This is a genomic window from Bradyrhizobium sp. S3.12.5, from assembly GCF_040548225.1.
Taxonomy (GTDB): domain Bacteria; phylum Pseudomonadota; class Alphaproteobacteria; order Rhizobiales; family Xanthobacteraceae; genus Bradyrhizobium; species Bradyrhizobium cytisi.
Window position 1 is genome coordinate 35,782 of sequence record NZ_JBEPRF010000009.1, and the last position, 24,419, is coordinate 60,200.

Below are 24,419 nucleotides of genomic sequence, written 5' to 3' on the forward strand. Positions count from 1 at the left end.
CGCAAATGACCACCACGAATTCCGCCACCGCACCTGCCGTCGTCTCCGGCACGACGCAAACGTCGTCGTCCTCCTCGTCGAGCTCGAGCCTGGGCTCGTCCACGGGCGCGACGCTCGCCGGCAACTTCCAGACCTTCTTGACGCTGCTGACGACCCAGCTGCAGAACCAGAACCCGCTCGATCCGCTCGACACCAACCAGTTCACCCAGCAGCTGGTACAGTTCGCCGGCGTCGAGCAGCAGCTCAAGACCAACGACTCGCTGTCGCAGCTCGTCACCTTGCAGCAGACCACGCAGGCGACCCAGGCGCTGGATTTCGTCGGCAAGACCGCGGTGGTCGACGGCACCACCGCGACCATGAAGAGCTCGTCGGCGACCTGGCATCTCAACGTGCCCTCCAGCGCCACGGTCAACATCTCCATCGCCAACTCCAGCGGCCAGACCGTGTTCACCGGCCAATATTCCGCGGGTGCCGGCAGCGACATTCCCTTCACCTGGAACGGCCAGGGCAATGACGGCACGCAATGGCCCGACGGCAAGTACACGATCTCGGCGACCGGCAAGGACGCCTCGAACAACAATGTCGGCATTTCGGCGCAGGTGCAGGGCACGGTGTCGTCAGTCGACCTGACCCAGTCGCCGCCGCTGCTCACCATCGACGGCCAGAGCTACACGCTGAACCAGGTGAAGAGCGTCGTCGCCGCCAGCAGCAGCAGCGGCAGCTAGACCTCGCGCTTTGCGCCGATACGCGCGGTTTGCGCGCCCTGTTCTTAGTAAAGTATTTACGAAGACCCCGCTCGGCCGGCTGAAATTGCGTTTTCTGCCCGCCGGGCCGGTCGTGTTCCCGCAAGTTTCAACGAGAATTGTATTGAAGCCTTAGGCTTAGCGGATTTTTAAGCCCGCATGCGTACGGTTGCGAAGTGAGTTCAGTGGTTGAGAGTTTGTGAGTACGCCATGACAGAACCCCATCGCCCGAGGGTAAAATACGTCATCGGGCCGGACGGCAGTCCGCTGACGATTGCAGATCTGCCCGCCCCCGGCACCAAACGCTGGGTCATCCGCCGCAAGGCTGAAGTCGTTGCCGCAGTTCGTGGCGGACTTCTCTCGCTCGAAGAGGCCTGCAGCCGGTACACCCTGACGGTCGACGAATTCCTCTCCTGGCAGTTTTCCATCGACCAGCACGGTCTGGCGGGCCTTCGCACCACCCGCATCCAGCAATATCGCCAGTAAGCAACCCGGAAATCTGCTGCTTTTGACGAAAATCGGCCCCGCTGTGCGAGGCCGATTTTTTTCATGTTTCGTTTTGGCGCTACTTTTGTCCGAGCTCTTAACCTTCGTTAACCATATCGAAACCATCACCTAGGCAATAATTGCCCACTCGGCCGCTCAGTTGCGGGTCGAAGCTTCGGGGCGGTTGCTTGCAAGGTCTTGCGGACTTTTTAAAAGGTATCGGCGCCGCCCGCTTCGGGGCGATGATCGCGGTCACCGCCGCGCTCATCGGCTTCTTTGCCTTCGTCATCATGCGCGTCACCACGCCGCAGATGACGACGCTGTTCACCGACCTCAGCGTCGAGGATTCCTCCGGCATTATCAAGGACCTGGAGCGCCAGGGCATCCAGTTCGAGCTGCGCAATGAAGGCAGCGTCATCATGGTGCCGAAGGACAAGGTGACGCGGCTGCGGATGAAGCTCGCCGAGGGCGGCCTGCCCAAGGGCGGCGGGGTCGGCTATGAAGTGTTCGACAAGTCCGACGCGCTCGGCACCACCTCCTTCGTCCAGAACATCAATCATTTGCGCGCGCTGGAGGGCGAGCTCGCCCGCACCATCCGCGCCATCGACCGGATCCAGGCCGCCCGCGTCCACCTCGTGCTGCCCGAGCGTCCGCTGTTCTCGCGCGAGGCGCCAGAGCCGTCGGCCTCGATCGTGGTCCGGGTCCGTGGATCGCTCGAAGCCCAGCAGATCCGCGCCATCCGCCACCTCGTCGCCTCCGCCGTCAACGGCTTGAAGCCGCAGCGGGTCTCGATCGTGGACGAAGCCGGCTCGTTGCTTGCCGATGGTGCCCAGACCGATCCGGAGCAGGCGGTCGGCGACGAGCGCCGCACCGCCTACGAGAAGCGGATGCGCAAGCAGGTCGAGGACATCGTCTCCTCCGTGGTCGGTTCGGGGCGCGCCCGCGTCCAGCTCTCTGCCGATTTCGACTTCAACAAGGTCACCCAGACCTCGGACAAGTTCGATCCCGAAGGCCGCGTGCTGCGCTCGAGCCAGACCCGCGAAGAGCAGAGCATGACCGCCGACAATAACGGCCAGGTCACGGTCAACAACGAGCTCCCCGGCCAGCAGCAGAACAGCGGCCCGGCGGCGAAGGACCAGAGCAAGAAGACCGAAGAGACCAACAATTACGAGATCTCCCGCACCACCAAGACCGAAGTGACCGAGGCCGGCCGGGTCAACCGCATCTCGGTCGCGGTGCTGGTCGACGGCATCTACACCAAGAACGACAAGGGCGAGCTCGCCTACACCGACCGCACCAAGGAGCAGCTCGACCGCATCGCCACCCTGGTGCGCTCGGCGATCGGCTTCGACCAGAAGCGCGGCGACCAGGTCGAGGTCGTCAATCTGCGCTTTGCCGATGCCCCCTCCACCGCCCCGATCGCCGAGCCAAGCGGCTTCCTCGGCATGCTGCAGTTCACCAAGGACGACGTCATGTACTTCGTCGAGCTCGGCGTGATGATGCTGCTCGGCCTGATCGTGATGTTCATGGTGATCCGCCCGCTGGTGAAGCGCATCCTCGCCTCCGAGGAGGTTGCCGCCGCCATCTCCGGTGCCCTCACCGGCCCCGCCGCCCTGGACGAGGCCGCACCGGCCGGCGGCCAGGCGCTGCTGCCGAGCGGCGCCGCGAGCGCGATCGACGTCGCCACCGTCCAAGGCCAAGTCCACGCCCAGTCCGTTCACCGCGTCGGCGAGCTCGCCGAGCGCAACCCTAACGAAACCGTCGCCATCATCCGTCAATGGCTGACCGAACCCGCGAAATGATTCGAGAAGTGAACTGACATGGCCGGCAACCGGCAAAACGCCAACTCGAACGACATCACCAGCGTGATCTCCACGCTCGGTCAGCGTGCCGGCAGCCGCGCGGGCGCCAAGACCGAAGCGGTGGCGGGGCCGAAACGCGCGGCGATCCTGATGCTGGCGCTCGGCGAGCAATATGGCGGCAAGATCTGGGGTCTGCTCGACGATGACGAGGTGCGCCAGCTCTCGCTGGAAATGTCGACTCTCGGCACCGTCGAGGTCGATACGGTCGAGGACATGCTGCTCGAATTCGTCTCACGCATGTCGGCGTCCGGCGCGCTGATGGGCAATTTCGACGCCACCGAGCGGCTGCTCCAGCAATATCTGGCGCCCGAGCGCGTCAACGGCATCATGGACGAGATCCGCGGCCCCGCGGGGCGCAACATGTGGGAGAAGCTTTCCAACGTGCAGGAAGAGGTTCTCGCCAACTATCTCAAGAACGAATATCCGCAGACCATCGCGGTGGTGCTGTCGAAGCTGAAGCCGGAGCATGCCGCGCGCGTGCTCGGCATCTTCCCCGAGGACCTCGCCCTCGACGTCGTCAACCGCATGCTGAAGATGGAGGCGGTGCAGAAGGAGGTAATCGAGAGCGTGGAGAAGACGCTGCGTACCGAATTCATGTCCAACCTCTCGCAGACCCGTCGCCGCGACGCCCACGAGGTGATGGCGGAGATCTTCAACAATTTCGACCGCCAGACCGAAACCCGCTTCATCACCTCGCTGGAAGAGGACAACCGGGAATCGGCCGAGCGCATCAAGGCGCTGATGTTCACCTTCGACGACCTCGTGAAGCTCGATTCCGGCTCGGCCCAGACGCTGATGCGCAACGTCGACAAGGACAAGCTCGGCGTGGCGCTGAAGAGCGCCAACGAGGACGTCCGCAGCTTCTTCTTCGGCAACATGTCCTCGCGCGCGGCCAAGATGCTCCAGGACGACATGGCGGCGATGGGCCCGGTTCGCCTGCGCGACGTCGACGAGGCCCAGGCACTGCTGGTCAACCTCGCCAAGGACCTCGCTGCCAAGGGCGAGATCATGCTGACCAAGAACCGCGCCGACGACGAGCTGGTGTATTGATGGGCGCTCCGGCCAAATTCCTGTTCGACACCGACTTCGCCGCACCCGACCGGACGCGCGAGAAGGCCGCGACCGTGGCCGAGATCGCGCAGAAGCTCGCGGAAGCCGAAGCGCGCGCCTATCAGGACGGCTTTGACGCAGGCCAGCGCGAGGCCAAGGCCGAGAGCGACCGCCGCGTCGCGCTCGCCATGGAAGAGATCAACATCGGCATCCGGGGCATCGCGTCGGGCATCGGCAATATCGAGAGCAAGATGGAGACCGAGGCGGTTGACGTCGCGGTCGCCGTGGCCCGCAAGCTGTGCGCCGACTTGGTCGCCGCCGAGCCGCTCGGCGAGATCATGGCGCTGGTCAAGGACTGCTTCTCGCATCTGGTCGCCACCCCGCATCTCGTGGTCCGCATCAACGACGCGCTCTACGACAGCGCGCGCGAGAAGATCGAGCGGCTCGCCAAGCAGAGCGGATTCGAAGGACGGCTGGTGATCCTGGCCGAGCCCGACATTGCCACCGGCGACTGCCGGATCGAATGGGCCGATGGCGGCGTCGTGCTGGAGCGCAGCGCCATCGCGGCCAAGATCGACGACATGGTCGGACGCTATATCGCGTCCCGCAGGGGGAATTAAGCCATGAGCGACAACGACGGACAGGTCCCGCTGCCCGACCTCAACGGCCCATTGCCGCCGACCGGCACCGATGTGAGCTACAGCGAGGACGAATATGCCTCGCGCGTCGCCGCCGACCTCGAGGCCGTCTTCGACGTGCCGGTGCAGGTCTCGGCGGTGCTCGGCCGCTCCAAGATGGATGTCGGCGAGCTGTTGAAGCTCGGGCCCGGCACCGTGCTGGAGCTCGACCGCCGCGTCGGCGAGGCCATCGACATCTACGTCAACAACAAGCTCGTCGCCCGCGGCGAGGTGGTGCTGGTCGAGGACAAGCTCGGCGTCACCATGACTGAAATCATCAGGACCGAACGCAGCTAGCGCTTGCAAAGGAATGACGCGCGATAGCGCGAACAGACGGACAGGAGACTGACATGCGGCTTCTCATCGTTGGCACATTGAAGGGCCAGCTCACCACCGCCACCAAGATCGCGATGGAGAACGGCGCCACCGTGACCCACGCCGAGGATCACGAGCAGGCGATGCGCGTGCTGCGCGGCGGTAAGGGCGCCGACCTGCTGCTGGTCGACGTCGCCCTCGACATCCGCGACCTCGTGATGCGGCTCGAGGCCGAGCACATCCACGCCCCGATCGTCGCCTGCGGCATCACCAACGACGCCCGCGCCGCGGTCGCCGCGATCCACGCCGGCGCCAAGGAATACATCCCGCTGCCGCCGGATCCGGAGCTGATCGCGGCGGTGCTGGCCGCTGTGGCCAATGATTCCCGCGAGCTGATCTATCGCGACGAAGCCATGGCGCGCGTCGTCAAGCTTGCCCAGCAGATCGCGGGCTCCGACGCCTCGGTGATGATCACCGGCGAATCCGGCACCGGCAAGGAAGTGCTGGCCCGCTACGTCCATACCCGCTCGGCCCGCGCCAAGCGGCCCTTCATCTCGATCAACTGCGCCGCGATCCCCGAGCATCTCCTGGAGTCCGAGCTGTTCGGCCACGAGAAGGGTGCCTTCACCGGCGCGATCGCCCGCCGCATCGGCAAATTCGAGGAAGCCACCGGCGGCACGCTGCTGCTCGACGAAATCTCCGAGATGGACGTTCGCCTGCAATCAAAACTGCTCCGCGCCATCCAGGAGCGCGTGATCGACCGCGTCGGCGGCACCAAGCCTGTTGCGGTCGACATCCGCATCATCGCGACCTCGAACCGCAATCTGGTGGAAGCCGTGCGCGAAGGCACGTTCCGCGAGGACCTTCTGTTCCGCCTCAACGTCGTGAACCTGAAGATCCCGCCGCTGCGCGAGCGTCCCGCCGACATTCTCGAGCTCGCCCAGCATTTCGTGAAGAAATATGCCGAAGCCAACGGCGTGCCGGTGCGGCCGATCTCGGCGGAAGCGCGCCGCGTGCTCTCCACCAACCGCTGGCAGGGCAACGTCCGCGAGCTCGAGAACACCATGCACCGCTCGGTGCTGATGGCGCTGGGCGACGAGATCGGACCCGATGCGATCCTCACCCCGGACGGCGATCGCCTCGATCTCGCCAAGACAGTGCCGGCGGTGGCGCACGCGACCATGGCCGCCGAGCAGGTGACGCGGGCGCTGGTGGGGCGCACCGTCGCCGACGTCGAACGCGATCTGATCCTGGAGACGCTGAAACACTGCCTCGGCAACCGGACCCATGCCGCGAACATCCTGGGCATCTCGATCCGCACGCTGCGCAACAAGCTCAATGAATATTCCGACGGCGGCATCCCGATCACCCCGGCGGGCACGCCAGGTGAGTATCCGCGGATGCCGATGGTGGGAGCGTAGGGCTCCAGTCGATAGCGAGAGAATGCAAATGCCCGGGCTGGTCCCGGGCGTCTTTGCTTCTAGGGCAGGGGTGCCAACCTCAACAGCATCCTTCGCATGACCGGGCCGCGCCACGCGACTAGGCCATGACGACGCGAGGCCCTATAACCCCGCACGTGACCCACGCGAGGAACCAGATGTCTGAAGCTCAAATCACGGATTGGTTGGCGTCGCAGCGGCAGGCGATGATCGATCTGCTGCGCGATGTCGTGAACATCGATTCCGGATCCTATGACAAGGAAGGCGTCGATGCGGTCGGTGCGCGGTTCGAGCGACATTTTGCCGAGCACGGCATTCCCTCGCGCAGGGAGAGCCACGGCACGTTTGGCGATGCGATCCATGCCGAGGTGGCAAAGCCCGGCAGCAACGAGAAGCCGGTGCTGTTGATGGGGCATCGCGACACCGTGTTCGGCAAGGGCGAGGCCGGACGTCGTCCGTTCACCATCAAGGACAAGCGCGCTTATGGACCCGGCGTCGCCGACATGAAGGCCGGCGTCGTGATGAACATCTTCGTCGCCGCCGCCTTCTACAAATTCGGCGGCAACCCGCATCCGATCAAGCTGCTGATCACCTCGGACGAGGAGATTGGCTCGCCCTCGTCGCGGCCGGTGATCGAACGCGAGGGGCGCTCTGCGCGCGCCGTTTTCAATTCCGAGCCGGGCCGGCCAACAGGCAATGTCGTCACCAGCCGTAAGGGCGGCATCTTCATGCATATGGCCGTCACCGGCAAGGCAGCGCATTCCGGCGCCAATTTCGCCGCGGGCGTCAGCGCGATTGGCGAGCTCGCGCACAAGATCATCCAGATCCATGCGTTGACCGATCTCACCAAGGGCATCACGCTCAACGTCGGCCTCATCTCGGGCGGCCAGTCGGTCAACACCACGGCGCCTTACGCCGAGGGCCAGATCGACATGCGCTACGTCGATCCAAAGGACCGTGCCACTGTCATGGCCGAGATCGAACGGATCATCGCGACGCCTTACGTGCCGGGCACCAGCGCGACCTTGACGATCAAAGGCGAGTTCGTTCCGGTGGTGCAGAGCGAGAGCTCGAAGGCGCTGTTCGAAAACTATCAGGCCGCCGCAAAGCAGGCCGGCCTCACCACGCTGCAAGGCGAGTTCTCCGGCGGCTGCGCCGATTCCGGCTTCACCGCCGCGGTGGGGACGCCGACCATCTGCGGCGTCGGGCCGGTGGGCGGGCTCGCCCATTCGCCCGAGGAATATCTCGAGCTCGACAGCATCGTGCCGCGCGCTCAGGCGCTGGCGCTGGCGATTTTGCGGGGGTGAATGTTGGTGCGGTAGGTGGGTTAGACAAATCCGTCACGAATAACTCGGCGCGTCGGGCTTGCGAAAAATATGGATGGGATCGCCCGGCACGAACGGCTGGCCGCGGAGCATCGCATAGGCGTAAAGCGCGAGATAAACGATCGCCAGCGCGCCGACGGCGTAGAAGGCCCAGGTCCCGACGCGCTTCATCGTTCCGCTCCATGGCCGTCCCGGATAGAAGGCTCAAGGCGCTTCTAGAGCGATGAGGGAGAAAAGGCCAGCCTGCGCAGCCTAATGCCTGCGGCGATCAAACGCCGCGGCGGCCGCGCGCGGGAACGCTGACGTCGGCGAGCCTTGCGGCATCCTCGTCCTGATCCACCGCCACATACTGGCCGTGCCAATAGGCGAGCGCCGCGGTCCGGGCCGAATTCTTGATGTCCCTGACGCGGCCAATGACGATGCCGTGCGAATGGCGCTCGACGATCTCCTCGACCTCGCAATCGACGGCGGACAAGGCACCGACCAGCAGCGGAACGCCGGAGACAGCCGTGACCCACTGGGCGCCGGCGAAACGATCGGCACCCTTCAGGCTACCCTTGCCGGCAAAGCGTTCCGCGACGTCGAGCTGATCGGCCGCGAGGATGTTCACGCCGAAGGCACCGTAGCGACGGATCAGCGGAAAAGACGAGGCATCGCGGTTGATGCTGACCAGCAGCGTCGGCGGATCGACCGACAGCGAGGTTACGGACGTGACCGTCATGCCGGTGATGTCCTTGCCCCGTCCGGCGGTGATGACGCTGACGCCGCCGGTGAGATGGCGCATGGCGCCGCGGAAATCGGCGGACGAGACGGGAATTTCGGTCATGAGCTCGCGGGGGACTACATTCATGGCATGCTCCCCGAAGCGGGGTCCTCTCTATTTAGGTACGATCGTCCGCCGACAAAAGGTGGCTCAGGATCGAGCCCTCGAGGCTCGCCAGTTCGGCGGATCCGCGCTCGCGGGGACGAGCGACGTTAACCATGACATCATGGGCAATGCGGCCCTCGTCGATCACCAGCACCCGGTCGGCCAGCGCGACCGCTTCGGCGACATCGTGGGTCACCAGGATCGCGGTAAAGCCCTGGTCGCGCCAGACACGCTCTAGCAGCCGCTGCATCGAGATCCGGGTCAGTGCATCGAGCGCGCCGAGCGGCTCGTCGAAGGCCAGCACGCGCGGGCGCGAGACCAGCGCGCGGGCGAGCGCGACGCGCTGCTTCTGGCCGCCTGACAGCACCGACGGCCACTGGTCGCGCTTGTCGACGAGCCCGACCTCGGTGAGCGCCTTCTCGGCACGCGCGTGCGCATCGCCGGATGAACGATCGCGGCCGAGGCCGACCTCGACATTGGAGAGCACTCGCGCCCAGGGCAGCAAGCGCGGCTCCTGGAACATCACGCGGATATCCTCGGGCTGGATCGCCGCATCGCCGAAGCTGATGCTGCCGGCGTCGATCTTTTCCAGGCCCGCGATGAGACGCAACAGCGTGCTCTTGCCGCAGCCGCTCTTTCCGACGATGGCAACGAACTGGCCTGCGGGGATGTGCAAATCGATCCCGCGCAGCACCTCATTGTCACCGAAGGATTTTCGCAAGCCGCGGATGCTGAGCGGCAGGCCGCTGGTATGCACTTGGCGTTCTTGGCGGTCCTCGCGCGCCACACGGGCGGCCGGCGCGAAATTGGCGCGGCTGGCGAGCTCGGTTTCCGGAAGGGAGGTCCGAAGGGCTGTCTGCATGTCACTCTCAGCGTTTCTGGAAAGCGGGGTGCCAGGAGAGCGTCAGGCGCTCCAGCACGCGGGAGGCACTGTCGGCGAGCTTGCCGAGCAGGGCGTAGATCAGGATCGAGAGCACGACGACGTCGATCAGCATGAACTCGCGCGCCTGCATCGCCATGTAGCCGAGGCCCGAGGACGCCGCGATGGTCTCGGCGACGATCAACGTCAGCCACATGATGCCGAGCGCGAAACGGATGCCGACGAAGATCGACGGCAGCGCGCCGGGGAAGATGACGCGGCGGAACAGCTCGCCGTCGCTCATGCCGTAGATGCGGCCCATCTCGATCAGCTGCGGATCGACGGTGCGGATGCCGTGCAGCGTGTTGAGGTAGATCGGGAAGAACACGCCGAGCGCGACGAGAAACAGCTTGGCGCTCTCGTCGATCCCGAACCAGAGGATAACCAGCGGGATCAGCGCCAGATGCGGCACGTTGCGCACCATCTGGAGCGTGGTGTCGGTGAGCTTGGCGGAGAGCTGCGACAGACCGTTCGCTAGCCCGAAGGCAAAACCGATGCTGCCGCCGATCAGGAAGCCGATCGAGGCACGCCAGAACGAGACCCAGATGTTGCGGATCAGCTCGCCGGAGAGCAGCAGCTTCCAGCCGGCGAGTGCCACATCGCTCGGCGCCGGCAGCACGCGCACTGGCACGAAGCCGGTAACGCTCGCCACTTGCCAGATCGCGATAATGGCGAGCGGCACGATCCATTGGACCAGTCCGTCGACACGCGGCAGGCGAAAATTGCGCGGGAGAGAGACGCTGTCGATGAGACTCATGATTGCGACACCCGATGCTGCGGACGATAATCGCTGCCGACCGTCTCGCCAAAGGGACCGCCATTGAAGTGCAGCTTGGTCACGTTGCCCGGCTGCTCCAGCGAAAGCAGCGGGAAGACCAGCTCGGCGAAGCGATAGGCTTCTTCCAGATGCGGGTAGCCCGACATGATGAAAGTATCGATGCCGATATCCTGATACTCCTTGATGCGGGCGGCGACGGTCTGGGCGTCACCGACCAGCGCCGTGCCGGCACCGCCGCGCACGAGGCCGACGCCGGCCCAGAGGTTCGGGGCGATCTCGAGCTTGTCGCGTTTGCCGCCGTGGAGCTGCGCCATGCGCTGCTGACCGACCGAGTCCATCCGCGCAAAGTTCTTCTGCGCGGTGGCGATGGTGTCGTCGCTGACATGCTTGATCAGCTCGTCGGCGGCGCTCCAGGCCTCTTCATTGGTCTCGCGGACGATCACGTGAAGGCGGATGCCGAAGGACAGCTTGCGACCACGCGCGGCGGCGATGTCCCTTACTTTCGCGACCTTCTCGGCGACCAGCGCCGGCGGTTCGCCCCAGGTGAGATATTTGTCGACGGCGTCGACCGCGACATCGATGCCGGCATCGGACGAGCCGCCGAAATAGAGCGGCGGCCGCGGAGACTGCACCGGATGAAACAGCAGCTTGCCGTCCTCGATCTGGATGTGCTTGCCCTCGACATTGACGGTCTTGCCGGCGAGCAGGTCGCTATAGACGTTGAGGAACTCGCGCGTGACCTCGTAGCGCTCGTCATGTCCGAGAAAGATGCCGTCGCCCTTGTTTTCGACGGGATCGCCGCCGGTGACGACGTTGACCAGCAGGCGTCCATTGGTGATGCGGTCGAGCGTCGCGGTCATCCGCGCCGCCACGGTCGGCGATTGCAGGCCGGGACGGACAGCGACGAGATAACGCAGCCGCTCCGTGAATGGCGCGACCGAGGACGCGACCACCCAGGAATCCTCGCACGACCTGCCCGTCGGCAACAGCACGCCGAAATAGCCGAGCTGGTCGGCGGCCTGTGCGACCTGGCGCAGATAGTTGAAGTTGACCTCGCGGCCGCCGATGCCGGTGCCGAGATAGCGGCCGTCACCGTGGGTCGGCAGGAACCAGAGGATGTTGGCGTTACTTTGTTTGCTCATGACCTTGCTCATGTTCCTGGTCTCCGCGCCACGTCGGAAATCTTGATGGATTTGGGAATCAGGTTGAGCGCGAAGAACGCGTCGGCAACCTGCTGCTGATCGGCGATGACGGCATCGGTGAGCGGCTTGATGCCATAGGACTGCCGCCTCAACGCGACCTCGACCACCGGGACGGACAGGCCGATCGCCGGCGCCAGCTGTTCGGCCACCGCGTGGATGTCGCCCTTGGCCCAATCGTCGACCGAGCTCAGCTCGGCGAGCACGGCATCGACGATCTTCGGGTTGGCCTCGAGGAATTTCCTCGAGGAGAAATAGAACTGGTAGTTGGCGACGATGTCGGTGCCGTCAGCCAGCGTGCGTGCACCGGTCGCCGCTTCGGCTGCGGCCTGGAACGGATCCCAGATCACCCAGGCATCGACCGCGCCGCGCTCGAACGCGGCGCGCGCATCGGCAGGTGCCAGGAACACGGGCTCAACTTCCGAATATTTGACGCCCGCCTTCTCCAGCGCCTTGACCAGGAGATAGTGCACGTTGGAGCCCTTGTTGAGCGCGACCTTCTTGCCTTTGAGATCGGCGACCGATTTCAGCGGACTGTCCTTCGCCACCAGGATCGCCTCGCCCTTCGGCGCCGGCGGCTCATAGGCGACATACTCGATCGGCGCGCCGGCGGCCTGCGCGAAGATCGGCGGGGCTTCCCCGGTGTTGCCGAAATCGATCGCGCCGACATTGAGCGCTTCGAGCAGCGGCGGGCCGGACGGGAACTCGGTCCACACCACCTTGTAGCCGTCAGCCGCGAGCTTCGGCTCCAGCGTGCCCTTGCTCTTGAGCAGCACCAGCTTGCCGTATTTCTGGTAGCCGATGCGGACCACCTTGTCCTGACCGTAGGACGTTCCGACCGCCGCCGCGACGATGCCGATCGAGAGCACGATGGCCGCGATCAGACGCTGAATGATACGCCTCATGTTCAACCCTTTTGAAATGGGGAGATTGGTTGGCACGATCAGGTCGCCGTGCTGCGCCAGACGATGTCGCGGATGACGATCGGCCTCGGGATCAGGCCGAGCTTGTAGAAGCGGTCGGCGACGCCCTGCTGGGTCGCGACAATGTCGTCGGTGACGGGGCCGATCACGAAATTGGCGCGATCGGCCGCGACGGCCTGGATCTCCAGCGGGACGCCGGTGATCGCGGCCAGCGACTTGGCGACCTCGTCGCGGTGCTGTTCGGCCCATTGACCGGTCGCGGTGGTGACGTCGACGATCTGTTGCAGGATCGCGCCGTGGTTCTTCGCGAACTCGCGGTTGGCGATGTAGAACGAGTTGGTCTTGGTGACCTCGCGCGCATTGATCAGGATGCGGCCGTTCTGCCTGGTCTCGCCGATCGCGAAATAAGGATCCCAGATTGCCCAGGCCTCGATGCTGCCATTGGCAAAGGCGGGACCGGCATCCGGCGGCGTCAGATAGACGGGGGTGATGTCCGCGTAGGTTAGGCCCGCCTTCTCCAGCGTTTGCACCACGACATTGTGCGCGCTCGAGCCCTTGGTGAAGCCGACGCGCTTGCCCTTCAAGTCGGCAATGGAGCGGATCGGCGAGTCCTTGGGCACCAGAATGCCCTGGCCGTTGGTGATCGGCTGGCCGGCGGCATAGACGATCGCCGCGCCCGCGGCCTGGGCGAACACAGGCGGGGAATCGCCGACCGCACCGTAATCGACGCTGCCGACATTCATCGCCTCCATCATCGGCGGGCCGGAGGAGAACTCGATCCATTTCACGTCGATGCCCTGCGGCGCGAAATGTTTTTCTAGAGTAGCCCGCTGGCGCGTGATGACCAGCACGCCGGTCTTCTGGTAGCCGATACGAATTTCCTTCACAGCGCCTTGCGCATTCGCACGCGGCGCGAACGCTGCCGCGGCCGCCGTTCCAACGGACAGTTTCAGAAAGTCACGACGCTGCATTCCAGGCTCCCGGCCGCGTACGGCCGCCATCATTCATGTCGGGGGGATGATGGTGCGGGGCGGGAAAGGTGTCGAGACGTGCGGGAAAATAGCGATGCATGCACTGCCTCTGGGGCAGAGCGCATGATTAATCTTTCAAGCGGCGGAGCGATTGAAGATGGAATTTTTCTGCACGCGGACGTGAAGGCTGCGCATGGTCGACCTCCGACGCGCAGCCGGAACAAAAAAGCGAAAACAACCCCATGCACAGTAGCCGAGGCGCGCGAAAACAATCAATTGCGCTTTATCCGAAATAAAATTTGACACGTCGGGCAAAACAGGTGCAAGATGACATCATGGGCGCTCGTGATGGACAGACCCTTGCCGGGCTATTACAGCCATCTCACCGGCAAATTCTGCAAGCCCCGGAACGCCCAGCCGCCGATCCGCACCGGCTCGTCATCGGAGATCTCGATATGCCCAGCACGCGCAAACACCGTCGGCAGCGCGACGTCGGCGATCATGGCGCGCGAGGCCCAGGCGCCGGCGCAGAAATGCGGACCGGCACCGAAGGCGACGCTCTTGGACGTATCACGCCGCACGTCGAACTGGTCGGCGCGCTCAAAATGCTTCTCGTCGCGGTTGGCCGAGCCGAACATCAGGAACACGCGCTCATCGAGCTCGAAGGCGACGTCGCGTATCGACCACGGCTTGGCGATGCGCCGCGGCGACATGCCGATCGGCGAGATCCAGCGCGCATATTCCTCGAAGGCCTGCAGCCAGGTCACCTCGCCTTTGCGCACAAGCTCGAGCTGCTCGGGATGCGTCAGCAGCGCCCACACCGTGCCCGCGATCGCCTTGCGCGGCTCGTTCTGGCCGCCCGAGATCGCGAGCTTGACGTTTGCGCGCACGCTCTCCATCGGCATGCCGGATGCGAGCAGCACGCCGAGAATGCTCTGATCGGGATTCTTGGTCATGACCGGCAGGATGTCGTCGATCGCGGCATCGATGCCCGACGTCGCCGCGTGACAGCGCGCCTCGATCGCGCCATCGCCGCCGTAATTGGCGATGCCCTCGATCATGCCCTGCGACCACGCATCCATGTCGGCGAAGCCGATATTGGTGAGGCCGGTGATCGACTTCAGGCACTCGCCCGAGAACGGCAGCGCGAAGTCGCGCATGAAATCGATCCGGCCGCCGGGCGCGATCGCCTCGATGATGCGGTCGGCATGGGCCTGGAACAGCGCGGTCCAGTGCGCCTTCACCGTCCTCGGCGAGATCGTCGGAAACATCGCGCGCCGCTCGACCTGGTGCGCCTCGCCGTCCTTGCGCATCATGTTGTGGCCCATCAGCCGGTTCATCAGGCCCGCGGGCTGGTGCGAGGAGAACACGTCAATCTGCTTCTCCGAGATCGAGATGTCGTCGCGGCAGGTCAGCAGCGTCGAGCCGAGCTGCGGCACGAAAGCGATCGGCGCCTCCTTGCGCAGTCTTGCAAGCATCGGATAGGGGTCGGCCCAGAATGCGGCCAGGTCGATGTCGATACGCGGCGCGGTGCTCAAGGCGGTCTTCCCTGGATTCTCGTGTGATCCGGGCCAGACTAGCCAACTCAGGCGCCGACGTCTGTCCCTAGCGATAGGGACAGACAATATTGGGAGATGTCTCAGGACATAGCCCGCACTAGGGCTGCAGTCTTGATGGTCGCGAAGTTCGAGTAGGTGTCGGACACGGCATAAGGCAAAATGATCTGATCATTGTGCCGCATCGCCCCGCAGGTATAAACCACGTTAGGAACGTAGCCTTCGCGTTCCGACGGCTCGGGATGCAGCAGCGGTTCGACCGAACGCGCCAGGACCTTGGATGGATCGTTCTTGTCGAGCAGGGCAGCGCCGATCGAATATTTTCGCACTGGACCGACGCCGTGCGTGAGCAACAGCCAGCCCTCATCGAGTTCGATCGGTGAACCGCAGTTTCCGATCTGCACGAACTCCCAGGGAAATTGCGGCTTCAGGATCGCCTGACCGCCGTCCCATTGATGCAGATCGTCCGAATAGATCAGATAGAGGTTCTCATTGTCCTGACGCGCGATCATGGCGTACTTGCCGTCGATCTTGCGCGGGAACAACGCCATCCCCTTATTGCGTGCGGCGGTCCCGCGCAGCGGCGACATTCGAAATGACAGGAAGTCGCAGGTCTCGATCAGCTCCGATCGAATCGCCTTGCCGCTGTAGGCGGTATAAGTGGCGTAATAGGTCTTGCGGCCGCCATCGTCGAATTCAACGAAGCGGGCGTCTTCGATGCCGTTCGACTGGGACTCCGTAACCGGAAAGATGACGCGCTCACTGAGTTCCTCGTCCGGGTTGAACGTCAGTTCGATGTCGTCGCCATCTGGTTTGGGTATGCGAAGCTTGACCCGAGGGCTGGAAGCAAGGCGGGCTGTTGGATCGACGGTCAGACTGCCATCGGCAGCGATCGTGCCGGCGCGAAAGGTCAGTGACGATATATGGCCTTCACCGACGGCACGGAGGCTGAGAATAAAGCGCAAGCCGCCCCTCGGAGCGTCCGACTGGTCGGGATGCGGCACGATGCTGGGATTGAACAGTGCCGAGGCTTCGAACGAGTATTCGTTCAGAAAATAGGCTCCGATCAATTGGCGCTGGACGCTGGAAAAAGGCCCGTGCGCTGCCAGCGCTTGTTCCATGACGTCGGTACGCGCCTCGAACGTCTCCAGCAGGTTACGATGCCGGCCCTGAAAATTTTCCAGCACATCCGCCAATAGGCTGGCCGCAATCTTCGGGTCAAGCGCAAGAACCCGTTCGACGATGTGGTTGGCGCGGGTCTTATCGGTCGGGTTGAGATCGCGCGGTTCGGTCGCCGGCTTGAACGGGCGTACGATCACGCGCGCGGTGTCTGGACGCAGATAGAGCGCCTGCCGATTCAGGAAAGTGGCGTGCGACAAGATGTCCTCGGTTCGCTGGAGGGAAAAATGTAATCAGGCCCCGATGGCGCGAAAGGCCACGGGGGGTGTTTCGCTGACGTTGACGCGCGCAAGCTGACGAATATCGGCAAGACCGAGCAGATAGGACACGACTGACTCACCTCCGCGATTTTCGTTGGCGCGGTCGGGATGCAATCCATCCCGGCAACTGCCGGTCTCGGCATCGACGAGCACGATCGATAGATCGTTGCGGCCGAGAAACCAGGCGAAAACGCTGGTTGCGATCGCTTTCCATTCGGCGTCGCCGTCTGCCCGCCAAGCGGTCAGGCAGGCGGCGATCGTCGCCGTGGCTTCCACCGGCTGCTGGTCGAATGGGCGAGGCGGTTGGCGCAGTTCGCCGAAGCCGGCGGTGCCGATGGGGCGGAAATGCCCGGTCGAAGCCGTTTGTTGTTTCATCAGCCAACGCAGGGATCGCATTCCGGCATCGAGGTAGTCAGGCGTTTGCGTGGCCATGCCTGTCAGCATCAAGGCCTGCGGTAAGCGCGCATTGTCATACGCCAGACCCTCCTCGAACCACGTCCAGTCCGGCGTTTCGACCGACGCGAGGCTCGACATCAACCTGTCGGCGAGGAAATGCCGGATTTCCAGGGCGCGCGCGTCATCGGGAACGACGGCGCAATAACCGTCCAGACCCAGCAGGGTGAAGGCCAATGCACGCGGCGAAGCAAAGGCCTCAACAGTCGGCAACGCCTTGGCAAACAAGGCTTCAGCCCATCGACGTCGCGACGGGCTTGCATCCTTCCGTGCGCACTCACCCAGCGCCCACAATGTTCGTCCATGGCTGTCTTCGGAGCCACGGTCTTCCAGCCAGGTTCGATTGAAGCCCATGAAGTTGCGAAAGCGTCTGGTGTCGGGATTCCACGCATGCTGCACGAATGCGGCAAAGCGGGCAGTCAAAACCTCAGGCAGACGTTTTTCGCCGGGATTGTTGAGGGCGCAGGCGAGCAGCAAGGCGCGCGCATTGTCGTCCACGCAATAGCCGTGCGCGCGATCAGGTACCGAATGCACCGCATGCTGGAACAGGCCGGTGTCGTCGCACATCGAAAGAAAGTGATCCAACTGCATGTCCGACGCCGCAGGGCTGTGCGCGATCGCAACCGGTCCGGTGCGCGCGATCACCTTGAGCCAGTCGCCCTGCCGCGCGTCTTCGAATACGGCAATATAGCGCTCGGCCGTGCGAACCCATGTCATCGATCGGCTGACGGCGTAGGCGCGCTCGCGCATCGCCTGACGACGAGGGGTATCGGTGAGCAATCGCGCAATTTCCTTGCCGGTCGCGGCAGAGTTGCCGAAGGGAACGATGACGCCACGACCGTCATCCAGCAGCTCCAACGCGTGCCAATAAGGCGTCGAAACCACCGGCTTCCCGAGACCGAAGCTGTAGGCCAGCGTGCCCGACGTCATCTGCGCTTCGTTGAGATAAGGCGTGACGTAGACGTCGCACATCGAAATGAATTCGAGCAGCGTGGCCTGATCGACGAACTGGTCGAGGAATACGACGTGGTTCTCACCCCCAAGTTCGCGCACGCGCTTCATCAGGCTTTCGCGATAGGCCTCACCCTGGTCGCGCACCAGATTGGGATGCGTCGCGCCGAGTACGACATAGACCGCGTCCGCGCGGCGCTCCAGAATCGAGGGCATGGCGTCGATCATGACCTCGATGCCCTTGCTGGGGGAGAGCAGGCCGAAAGTCAGAATGACTGAGCGGTTGCTGAATCCAAGTTTGGCCTTGGCAGCATCGGGCTCGACAAAGGGAAAGTCGGGAATGCCGTGCGCAATGACCTCGACCTTGTCGTCCGGCACGCGATAGACGCTACGCAGCATCTCGCGTCCCTTGTTGGCCATCACAATGATTTTCGAAGATGCCTCGACGATACGCTCCATCACCGCGCGCTGGGCGGTGGTCGGCTTGGCGAGCACCGTGTGCAGTGTCGTGATAACCGGCATGCTGAGGCGTGAAAGCAGCTCGAGAATGTGAGCGCCGGCTTCCCCGCCGAAGATTCCGAATTCGTGTTGCAGGCAGACGACGTCGTAGCGACCGGCATTCAGGAAGGCTGCGGCACGCACATAGTCTCCAATGACGTCATCCTTGATCTGGAATGCGACCGAACCGGGATAGTCGTAGGCCTGTGCGTGGTCGTTCATGGCGATAATACTGGTCTCCAGGTCCGGCCTTGAATTCGAAATCGCGCGTTCAAGGTCGGTCGTGAAGGTGGCGATACCGCAGCGGCGAGGCAGTGAATTGCCGATCAGGGCGACGCGGCGAAGCGGCATCATGCGAGGCCTGCAAATTGCGGAACGGGGATCGCAGCTGGATTGGCAGGCTTGCCCGGTTGCTTGCTTAAACTCTGCAACAGGGAATCGATCGGGCGACTTGCAGGATACGCAATCAGCGCGCTCAATCCGTTATTGCCAACCTCTATGCTGGTGCAGCCGCCACCGATGAAGATGGCATGTCCGATAGCTGCCGCGGTTAAGCCGATTGCCGCATGGCCGTCGAGGGTGAGAATCCAGGTTTCCGGTTCTGCAAGCAGCGCCCAGCTTGCCCCCTCGAGCAGTTCAAGCCGCTCGAGAACGAAATGCTTGCTCGCGACCAGTACCGTTCGGTTTACGGTCAAGGGCGTCGGATTGCCTGGCGTTGGAAGGGGCCATGGGTGGGCGACGGCGACCCCATTGTCTTCATGCAATTCGCGCTGCCGGCCGTAGTCGAATAGCCGGAATGTGGCGTCGCTGTGCTGCTGAATTTCAGCGAGCACGATGCCGGCGCCGACGGCGTGGATGGTACCGGCCGGGATGTAGATGACGTCGCCTTTGGCAACCGATCGCCAGTGAATGAGTTCGGCGATCGAACCGTTCTGGATCGACGCGCGCAATTGTTGTGGAGTTATCTGGTGCTTTAATCCAACGCCGATCTGCGCGTCGGGCTGGGCCGCGAGGATATACCATGCCTCGCTCTTGCCGTTCGGCATCCCCATCGCACGTGCGTAAGTGTCGTCGGGATGAACCTGGATCGACAATGGTTCGCTGGTGAACAGTAGCTTGAGGAGCAACGCCGGGGTGGGCGCATCCTTGTTGGCCCGCTCGAACCACAACTCTCCGACGGCACTACCAGACCCGTCGACGCTGCTCCACGGTTGCAGATCGCGAACCCCCCACGGTTTGTGGACGACCCGCACGGCTGCTTGTTCGGTAGGCATGAGATGTCCTGACCGGGGTGACGCGCACGTCAAGGCGACGTGCCGTTGGCCGTTGTCGACCGTAAGATTTGGCGTGGCTAACTGTCGCGTGTCCGGACAGGCGCTTGAAGCGGGCCGGATGCTGAGTTCGTTAGGTGGCTACTCCCCGACTTGATTACAACGGTCGCGTTCTGCTTTACTCTCCTTCTCAGCAACCAATTGCGCTTCTGAGTCGTATTTGGTCTAGCTTAGCTGTTCGGGCGTCAGACTTCGGTCCGAGGGCCGGTCCACACGGAGAGCCCATCCCATTCGGCCGCCACACCTAGAGCATGGTGGGCGGAGACTGTTGACGAATCTGAAATTGGGAGGATCGACCATCGCGCGGATCACTCAGCGCCTTTACCCCCCAAATAGCTAGGAAATTCCTCGGAACTGAGCAGCCTTTACAGCTGCACCGCAACGTCACAGGTCTCGCAATTGAAGTTGGGGCCAAATTCGGTATGCACGGCCTTTCGATCGGCCTGAGCCAACCCCAATCGAACTTCGTCACCTGGACGGCTGGCAACGTTGCTTGCGTCGCGATGCCCTTGCCAGACTCGGTGCTGTTCGGAGTGTCGCCATCATTGCATATACGCCGCGATACGAATCCTCCGCGTGGCCAGGTCTCCAGTTCCTACGCTCCAGATCTCGAATTACAGTGACAGTGCACTTAATCGGTTAACCGAATTAAGTGCACTGTCACCGTAATTCCCCAACGCGGATAAGGGTGGGATCACACATCGACATGGCACGCTTCCTCGCGCCAGCAGGCGAGACTGGGATGTTACAAACGGAAATGGTGCAGGGTTGGATGGGAGCCGAGCGGCCCGAGGCGCTGGCGACGGGTGAAGCCGGCACTGTCTACCTGTGCCATCCATTCCTGGTGCACGCCGGGCAGCGCCACCAAGGGACGGCGCCGCGGTTCATGGCCCAGCCGCCGCTGCATCCCTCGGAACCCCTCCGGCTTGAGCGGGCGGACGGAAACTATTCACCAGTTGAGATCGCGATTCGGCGAGCTCTTTATGACTTCCTTCCGGTCTGCCCGGATAAGCCAACATCGTCAGATCGTACGTGCATGCCTCGACCGGGCGAGAAGCTGACTTAATGGTCTGCAAACCCTAATCGTCAGAGAGCTGTCAGCTAAGAGCGTCCTCGTGCTATTTTAGCGGGCATGTCGCCTTTCAGCATTCGTTCCACGCTTATGCTCGTCCTCGTGATCGGGGGCACGTCGGGCATCTACGTGTTCCTCGGCCTCAACCTGATTATGGTACTGATAGCGTTGGGCCTAGCCTGCCTTCTGTACGTTCCGTTCGCTAAGCGCTACGGGTGGGGCAATGAAGGGCGTCTCACGAGGCATCTCAGTCGTCCGCCGTTCGAAGACGAACGACGCAAATCCAATTGATGTCCTGGAATGAACTGGCTTGCATTCTTCGGCTTTTGTCGGTGGCGCGCAGCAAAAGCACGCGAACGAGCTGCTGAACTCGCAGCAACGGGAATTTAGCTCTCACCTTTGTATTGGGTATCGAACGCGCTGGTTGCTGCCCCGTTGGGCCTCGTGTTGGTTCTTCGCTCTTGCTGCCACAGGTCATCCTCGGAAAATGCCCTGTCACCGAGATTCGTGTCTCACTTGAGGGGTGCAGTCCAAATTCGGCCAGACCAAATTAAGTGCACTGTCACCGTAATTCCCAATAGGAGATATTCACCTCTCGCCTTAATGGTTAGTCAACACTCGCTGCTACTATAGGTGACACTGTCCAAGTTGTTTCGAGAGGCTCGCTGATCAATATGAGATGGCTTGCGGCGCTATTGGTCGTCGTTGTTGCTGGTTACGCGGCCTACAAGTCGATCTTCACCACGTATTCCTATCGCTATCGCCTTCAGATCTCTCTCTCGGTGGATGACAACGTCCACACGGGTTCGAGCGTTATCGAGGTCGTGTGGTCCTGTGGGCCGCATCTCGCGGGTTTTGCTCAGTGCGCGCCAAGTCTTGGCGGACAGGCGACGGTGGTAGATCTTGGATCCCATGGAGTCGTAGTCGCGACCCTGTACACCGGTGAAAATTTCACACCGGTCCCGGATGGAGCCGTTGATGCGACATGGCTCTGCGCGATCGCGTTCGGCAATCGAAGCACCACTGAGGACTTGTCGAAGCTCCCACATCTTACGGGACGTCGCTCACTTTCGCCGGATAGCTTTCCACGGTTGGTCTGGTTCTCGAACCCGGCCGATCCCAAATCCGCTCGCAAGGTGACGATCGGGAATGTTGCGAGCATTGTCGATCCCACGGCCCGCTTCACGGATGCCTTCGTGGAAATCACACACGGTCCAATCGTGGTGGATATCGCAAAGAAGCTGCCTTGGTACCCGGCACTCTTGGAGGCGCAGCGGGGGACGGGCATCTATTCAGAGTCTGGTAAATTTCAGCTCATTTACAAGATGTTCGTAGGAGAGAACTCCAGTTGACCGTAGGAGACACTCATGTGCTTAGGGTCAAGTGTCGGGCTACCGACGGCAAGTTTCCGGCCTCCCCCAATCAACCTTCATGTAGCGCCTTCACGTCAACCGAAGCGATGGACCAAGAGCGGTTAGCCAACCGCAATCGAATTTCGTCGCCTGGAAGGCTGGCAAGGTTGCTTGCTTCGCGATGCCCCTTGCCAGACTCGGTGCTGTTCGGAGTGTCGCCATCATTGCATATACGCTGTGACACGAATCCTCCGCGTGGCCAGGTCTCCAGTTCCTACGCTCCAGATCTGCCGCTGATTGACCCATGCATACTCTTTGGAGGCGGTGGTGAGCCGGATGTTTGCAAAGATATCGACCACCGGCTCGCCGTTTCGCAGTGCCGCCTGGCCATCGCCCGACAACGCAATCCGATGCCCATCGTCGGTGTCGACAATAACGTGCAGGTCCAGGTCGATGCGCCCATCAGCGCGCATTCGCAAATAGTCGACGCCATGCTGGCGCCCCGAAAGGCGGCCCTGACAGGGTCCATCGATATGAAGGTCGAAGCGTGCTCCTTGCAGTGGGACCGCTTGCTTGCCGGCAAGGATATCGTCCATGCTTACGCCGTAGTCCGTTACGCCCGTGAGAGCGAGATCGCATTCGTATATCTTCTCGCCTCTCATTCCAGGATCGTGAGCCATTGCACTTCTCCTAGTTGTTCGGCTGGGTTGCCGACATCCAGTCGAACCGGCGGCCGCCAAGACGACATGTTCAGGACAAATTAATTCGCAGCCTCGCTTGCCGGCGCAGTTGGCGCTCTCAAGTCGGCTCGCGACAGGCGAAACCACATTGGCGGATGACTTCGAAGCAGGCCCTGCAAGCCAAACGGCAGGCTTGTGGTATTTGGCTTCAGCTTGTGAGCCGAAGAGGGACATGATAGTGTTCCCGTTCGGGCCTTCGACAACCGCCCGATCAGCTCCCGAGCCAAGGTTGTTTCGCTCCCTTACGGAGGTGAAACATGTCTTGCAGCAGCACCACCCGCGGCTCACCCGATACATCCCGCCCAAGTCTGCCCGCGTTTCCAGATCTTCGATGGTCCTGGCAACTCCCCCTCGCGCTCTTGACCGGAATAGCACTGGGGTTGGAGCGACGCCGTCAATACAGGGAACTTCTCGAACTGGACGACCGATTGCTCGCCGACATGGGCCTATCGAGGACGGACGTTGAAGAAGTACGAAGGTGCTCCTTGTATGTGGACGCCTGGCGCGACAGCCGATGAGTCTCCAATATCCTTCCTGGTCCAGGCGGCGCGCGAGAGGCCGCCTGCGGGCGGCGCGTCAACCCGATCGCCTGGGTCGAGACAACTTGATCTCGCTGGCGGTCGCTCCTCGTTGTCGAACTTCCGCCTCGGGCCGGAAGCTCAATGACTTCCGTCCGCGATCGATTTGAGCGCGTGAGAGCGCCGAGCCATTTTCACGTGAGGCGCTCCGCCCTAAACGAAAATCGGCTGATCACAGTGCCGGCCGGATCGCAGACCTCGAAATGCCAGTCGAGGTCTGGCCTGATGCCGCCAAACTTGATGTCGCGGATCATGTCGCACGCGGTCACGGCGGCTTCGTCCCAAAGTGCGCTTGCATCATTGCCGTCATGGGGAACCGACCATTCCTCCTCGATCCCGTTGGCCCAAATCCGGAGCCGGTAGGACGTCGTTGCGGGCTGGGAGTCGTGCATCGGCGCCACCATGAACCCGGCGGGAGCACGATCCTCTCTCAGTCACCGGTCGAAGCCGCGGACGGGACGGTGATGAGGGAGACTATATTATGTCGGATACCGGACACAACGGCAGGCGTTCGGTTCCCTGGGATGATGCAGTTCCAAGGTCCTTCAGCACGTCGTCGCGTCAGACCGCGCTGGTCTTGAACTCCAGCAGGTAGATATCCGCGCCGGTCGCATCCTTGACCTTCATGCACCACTGATCTCCGGGCAGGAGCTTGCCATCGAGATCGCGGAGCAGCTCTCCGCATGCGGTCGTTGCTTCCACCCAGGCAGCGTCGCGGTCGGGCAGCTCCAGCCCGTCGTTCTGGATTTCCATGTTTCGACCATCGGCGACGACAAAGAAGAATCTCGGCATCTTTCCCTCGTGAGTCCGGTTCCGAACATTAAATGTTGCGTTTGCCCTAGTAATGCATCGGAATCGGGCGCCTAGTTAAACCGCGCTCGTGGAATTCAGCTC

At 62.7% G+C, this 24,419-nt stretch carries 25 protein-coding genes and 1 pseudogene; 12 read left to right on the forward strand and 14 right to left on the reverse strand.

The window, feature by feature from the left end:
* The first annotated feature begins 5 nt into the window (after positions 1-5).
* From ABIC09_RS14555 to ABIC09_RS14590, 8 genes are all read left to right on the forward strand, one after another.
* On the forward strand, positions 6-725 hold the full coding sequence (locus ABIC09_RS14555; protein ID WP_354082172.1) for a flagellar hook assembly protein FlgD: 720 nt from the start codon (positions 6-8) through the stop codon (positions 723-725).
* 228 nt (positions 726-953) lie between these two features.
* Positions 954-1,229, forward strand: a complete 276-nt coding sequence (sciP, locus tag ABIC09_RS14560; RefSeq protein ID WP_002714638.1) for a CtrA inhibitor SciP — start codon at positions 954-956, stop codon at positions 1,227-1,229.
* 188 nt (positions 1,230-1,417) lie between these two features.
* Entirely contained in the window at positions 1,418-3,031 is a 1,614-nt protein-coding gene (gene fliF / locus ABIC09_RS14565) for a flagellar basal-body MS-ring/collar protein FliF (RefSeq protein ID WP_148755369.1), read from the forward strand.
* Positions 3,032-3,049: 18 nt separating this feature from the next.
* The gene (gene fliG / locus ABIC09_RS14570) at positions 3,050-4,141 is read left to right on the forward strand and encodes a flagellar motor switch protein FliG (RefSeq protein ID WP_148755368.1); all 1,092 of its coding nucleotides are present in this window, start codon (positions 3,050-3,052) and stop codon (positions 4,139-4,141) included.
* On the forward strand, positions 4,141-4,761 hold the full coding sequence (locus ABIC09_RS14575; RefSeq protein ID WP_148755367.1) for a FliH/SctL family protein: 621 nt from the start codon (positions 4,141-4,143) through the stop codon (positions 4,759-4,761). Before fliG ends, ABIC09_RS14575 begins: the two co-directional genes overlap by 1 nt.
* Before the next feature lie 3 nt (positions 4,762-4,764).
* Entirely contained in the window at positions 4,765-5,115 is a 351-nt protein-coding gene (gene fliN, locus ABIC09_RS14580; RefSeq protein ID WP_148755366.1) for a flagellar motor switch protein FliN, read from the forward strand.
* Between the two features lie 53 nt (positions 5,116-5,168).
* Positions 5,169-6,554, forward strand: coding sequence for a sigma-54-dependent transcriptional regulator FlbD (gene flbD / locus ABIC09_RS14585; protein ID WP_354109692.1), 1,386 nt, complete (start codon positions 5,169-5,171; stop codon positions 6,552-6,554).
* A gap of 176 nt (positions 6,555-6,730) precedes the next feature.
* Positions 6,731-7,879, forward strand: a complete 1,149-nt coding sequence (locus ABIC09_RS14590; RefSeq protein WP_354109693.1) for a M20 family metallopeptidase — start codon at positions 6,731-6,733, stop codon at positions 7,877-7,879.
* Positions 7,880-7,912: 33 nt separating this feature from the next.
* Here ABIC09_RS14590 and ABIC09_RS14595 read toward each other — a convergent pair whose 3' ends face one another.
* From ABIC09_RS14595 to ABIC09_RS14625, 7 genes are all read right to left on the reverse strand, one after another.
* The gene (locus tag ABIC09_RS14595; protein WP_187435338.1) at positions 7,913-8,068 is read right to left on the reverse strand and encodes a hypothetical protein; all 156 of its coding nucleotides are present in this window, start codon (positions 8,066-8,068) and stop codon (positions 7,913-7,915) included.
* Positions 8,069-8,165: 97 nt separating this feature from the next.
* Positions 8,166-8,747 (reverse strand): flavin reductase family protein, encoded by a 582-nt coding sequence (locus ABIC09_RS14600; protein WP_354109694.1) that lies wholly within the window; start codon positions 8,745-8,747, stop codon positions 8,166-8,168.
* A gap of 31 nt (positions 8,748-8,778) precedes the next feature.
* Positions 8,779-9,627, reverse strand: coding sequence for an ATP-binding cassette domain-containing protein (locus ABIC09_RS14605; protein WP_354082176.1), 849 nt, complete (start codon positions 9,625-9,627; stop codon positions 8,779-8,781).
* 7 nt (positions 9,628-9,634) lie between these two features.
* A complete protein-coding gene (gene ssuC, locus ABIC09_RS14610; RefSeq protein ID WP_148755361.1) occupies positions 9,635-10,441 on the reverse strand; it encodes an aliphatic sulfonate ABC transporter permease SsuC in 807 nt (268 codons plus the stop codon).
* Positions 10,438-11,616 (reverse strand): FMNH2-dependent alkanesulfonate monooxygenase, encoded by a 1,179-nt coding sequence (ssuD, locus tag ABIC09_RS14615; RefSeq protein WP_354109695.1) that lies wholly within the window; start codon positions 11,614-11,616, stop codon positions 10,438-10,440. The genes ssuC and ssuD overlap by 4 nt, the downstream gene beginning before the upstream one ends.
* Positions 11,613-12,566, reverse strand: coding sequence for a sulfonate ABC transporter substrate-binding protein (locus ABIC09_RS14620; RefSeq protein WP_354109696.1), 954 nt, complete (start codon positions 12,564-12,566; stop codon positions 11,613-11,615). Before ABIC09_RS14620 ends, ssuD begins: the two co-directional genes overlap by 4 nt.
* Before the next feature lie 38 nt (positions 12,567-12,604).
* A complete protein-coding gene (locus ABIC09_RS14625; RefSeq protein ID WP_354109697.1) occupies positions 12,605-13,555 on the reverse strand; it encodes a sulfonate ABC transporter substrate-binding protein in 951 nt (316 codons plus the stop codon).
* A 123-nt stretch (positions 13,556-13,678) separates the two neighbouring features.
* Here ABIC09_RS14625 and ABIC09_RS14630 point away from each other — a divergent pair, with 123 nt between their 5' ends.
* Positions 13,679-13,858, forward strand: a complete 180-nt coding sequence (locus ABIC09_RS14630; RefSeq protein WP_354109698.1) for a hypothetical protein — start codon at positions 13,679-13,681, stop codon at positions 13,856-13,858.
* Between the two features lie 68 nt (positions 13,859-13,926).
* Here ABIC09_RS14630 and ABIC09_RS14635 read toward each other — a convergent pair whose 3' ends face one another.
* The 4 genes from ABIC09_RS14635 to ABIC09_RS14650 form a co-directional block, all read right to left on the reverse strand.
* Positions 13,927-15,093 carry a cytochrome P450 gene (locus ABIC09_RS14635; RefSeq protein WP_354109699.1) on the reverse strand — a complete coding sequence of 389 codons (1,167 nt, stop codon included), beginning with the start codon at positions 15,091-15,093 and terminating at the stop codon, positions 13,927-13,929.
* 101 nt (positions 15,094-15,194) lie between these two features.
* A complete protein-coding gene (locus ABIC09_RS14640; RefSeq protein ID WP_354109700.1) occupies positions 15,195-16,490 on the reverse strand; it encodes a glycoside hydrolase family 130 protein in 1,296 nt (431 codons plus the stop codon).
* Positions 16,491-16,523: 33 nt separating this feature from the next.
* Positions 16,524-18,806 carry a glycosyltransferase family 4 protein gene (locus ABIC09_RS14645; RefSeq protein ID WP_354109701.1) on the reverse strand — a complete coding sequence of 761 codons (2,283 nt, stop codon included), beginning with the start codon at positions 18,804-18,806 and terminating at the stop codon, positions 16,524-16,526.
* A complete protein-coding gene (locus tag ABIC09_RS14650) occupies positions 18,803-19,726 on the reverse strand; it encodes a class I mannose-6-phosphate isomerase (protein ID WP_354109702.1) in 924 nt (307 codons plus the stop codon). The genes ABIC09_RS14645 and ABIC09_RS14650 overlap by 4 nt, the downstream gene beginning before the upstream one ends.
* Before the next feature lie 724 nt (positions 19,727-20,450).
* Between ABIC09_RS14650 and ABIC09_RS14655 the strand changes: the two are divergent.
* Together ABIC09_RS14655 and ABIC09_RS14660 are read left to right on the forward strand one after the other, a co-directional pair.
* Positions 20,451-20,771 (forward strand): annotated as a pseudogene (locus ABIC09_RS14655) (phytanoyl-CoA dioxygenase); the annotation flags it as partial.
* Positions 20,772-21,550: 779 nt separating this feature from the next.
* Positions 21,551-22,207 (forward strand): hypothetical protein, encoded by a 657-nt coding sequence (locus ABIC09_RS14660; RefSeq protein ID WP_354109703.1) that lies wholly within the window; start codon positions 21,551-21,553, stop codon positions 22,205-22,207.
* 221 nt (positions 22,208-22,428) lie between these two features.
* Here ABIC09_RS14660 and ABIC09_RS14665 read toward each other — a convergent pair whose 3' ends face one another.
* The gene (locus ABIC09_RS14665) at positions 22,429-22,887 is read right to left on the reverse strand and encodes a DUF3237 family protein (RefSeq protein WP_354109704.1); all 459 of its coding nucleotides are present in this window, start codon (positions 22,885-22,887) and stop codon (positions 22,429-22,431) included.
* 317 nt (positions 22,888-23,204) lie between these two features.
* Between ABIC09_RS14665 and ABIC09_RS14670 the strand changes: the two genes are divergently transcribed.
* Positions 23,205-23,465 (forward strand): YjiS-like domain-containing protein, encoded by a 261-nt coding sequence (locus ABIC09_RS14670; RefSeq protein ID WP_148755352.1) that lies wholly within the window; start codon positions 23,205-23,207, stop codon positions 23,463-23,465.
* A 194-nt stretch (positions 23,466-23,659) separates the two neighbouring features.
* On the opposite strand, the gene ABIC09_RS14675 is transcribed toward ABIC09_RS14670, so the two are convergent.
* Together ABIC09_RS14675 and ABIC09_RS14680 are read right to left on the reverse strand one after the other, a co-directional pair.
* Positions 23,660-23,917: a DUF6894 family protein gene (locus ABIC09_RS14675; RefSeq protein ID WP_354109705.1), complete on the reverse strand. Its 258-nt coding sequence runs from the start codon at positions 23,915-23,917 to the stop codon at positions 23,660-23,662.
* 169 nt (positions 23,918-24,086) lie between these two features.
* A complete protein-coding gene (locus ABIC09_RS14680) occupies positions 24,087-24,317 on the reverse strand; it encodes a DUF6894 family protein (RefSeq protein WP_148754555.1) in 231 nt (76 codons plus the stop codon).
* Positions 24,318-24,419 lie beyond the last annotated feature (102 nt).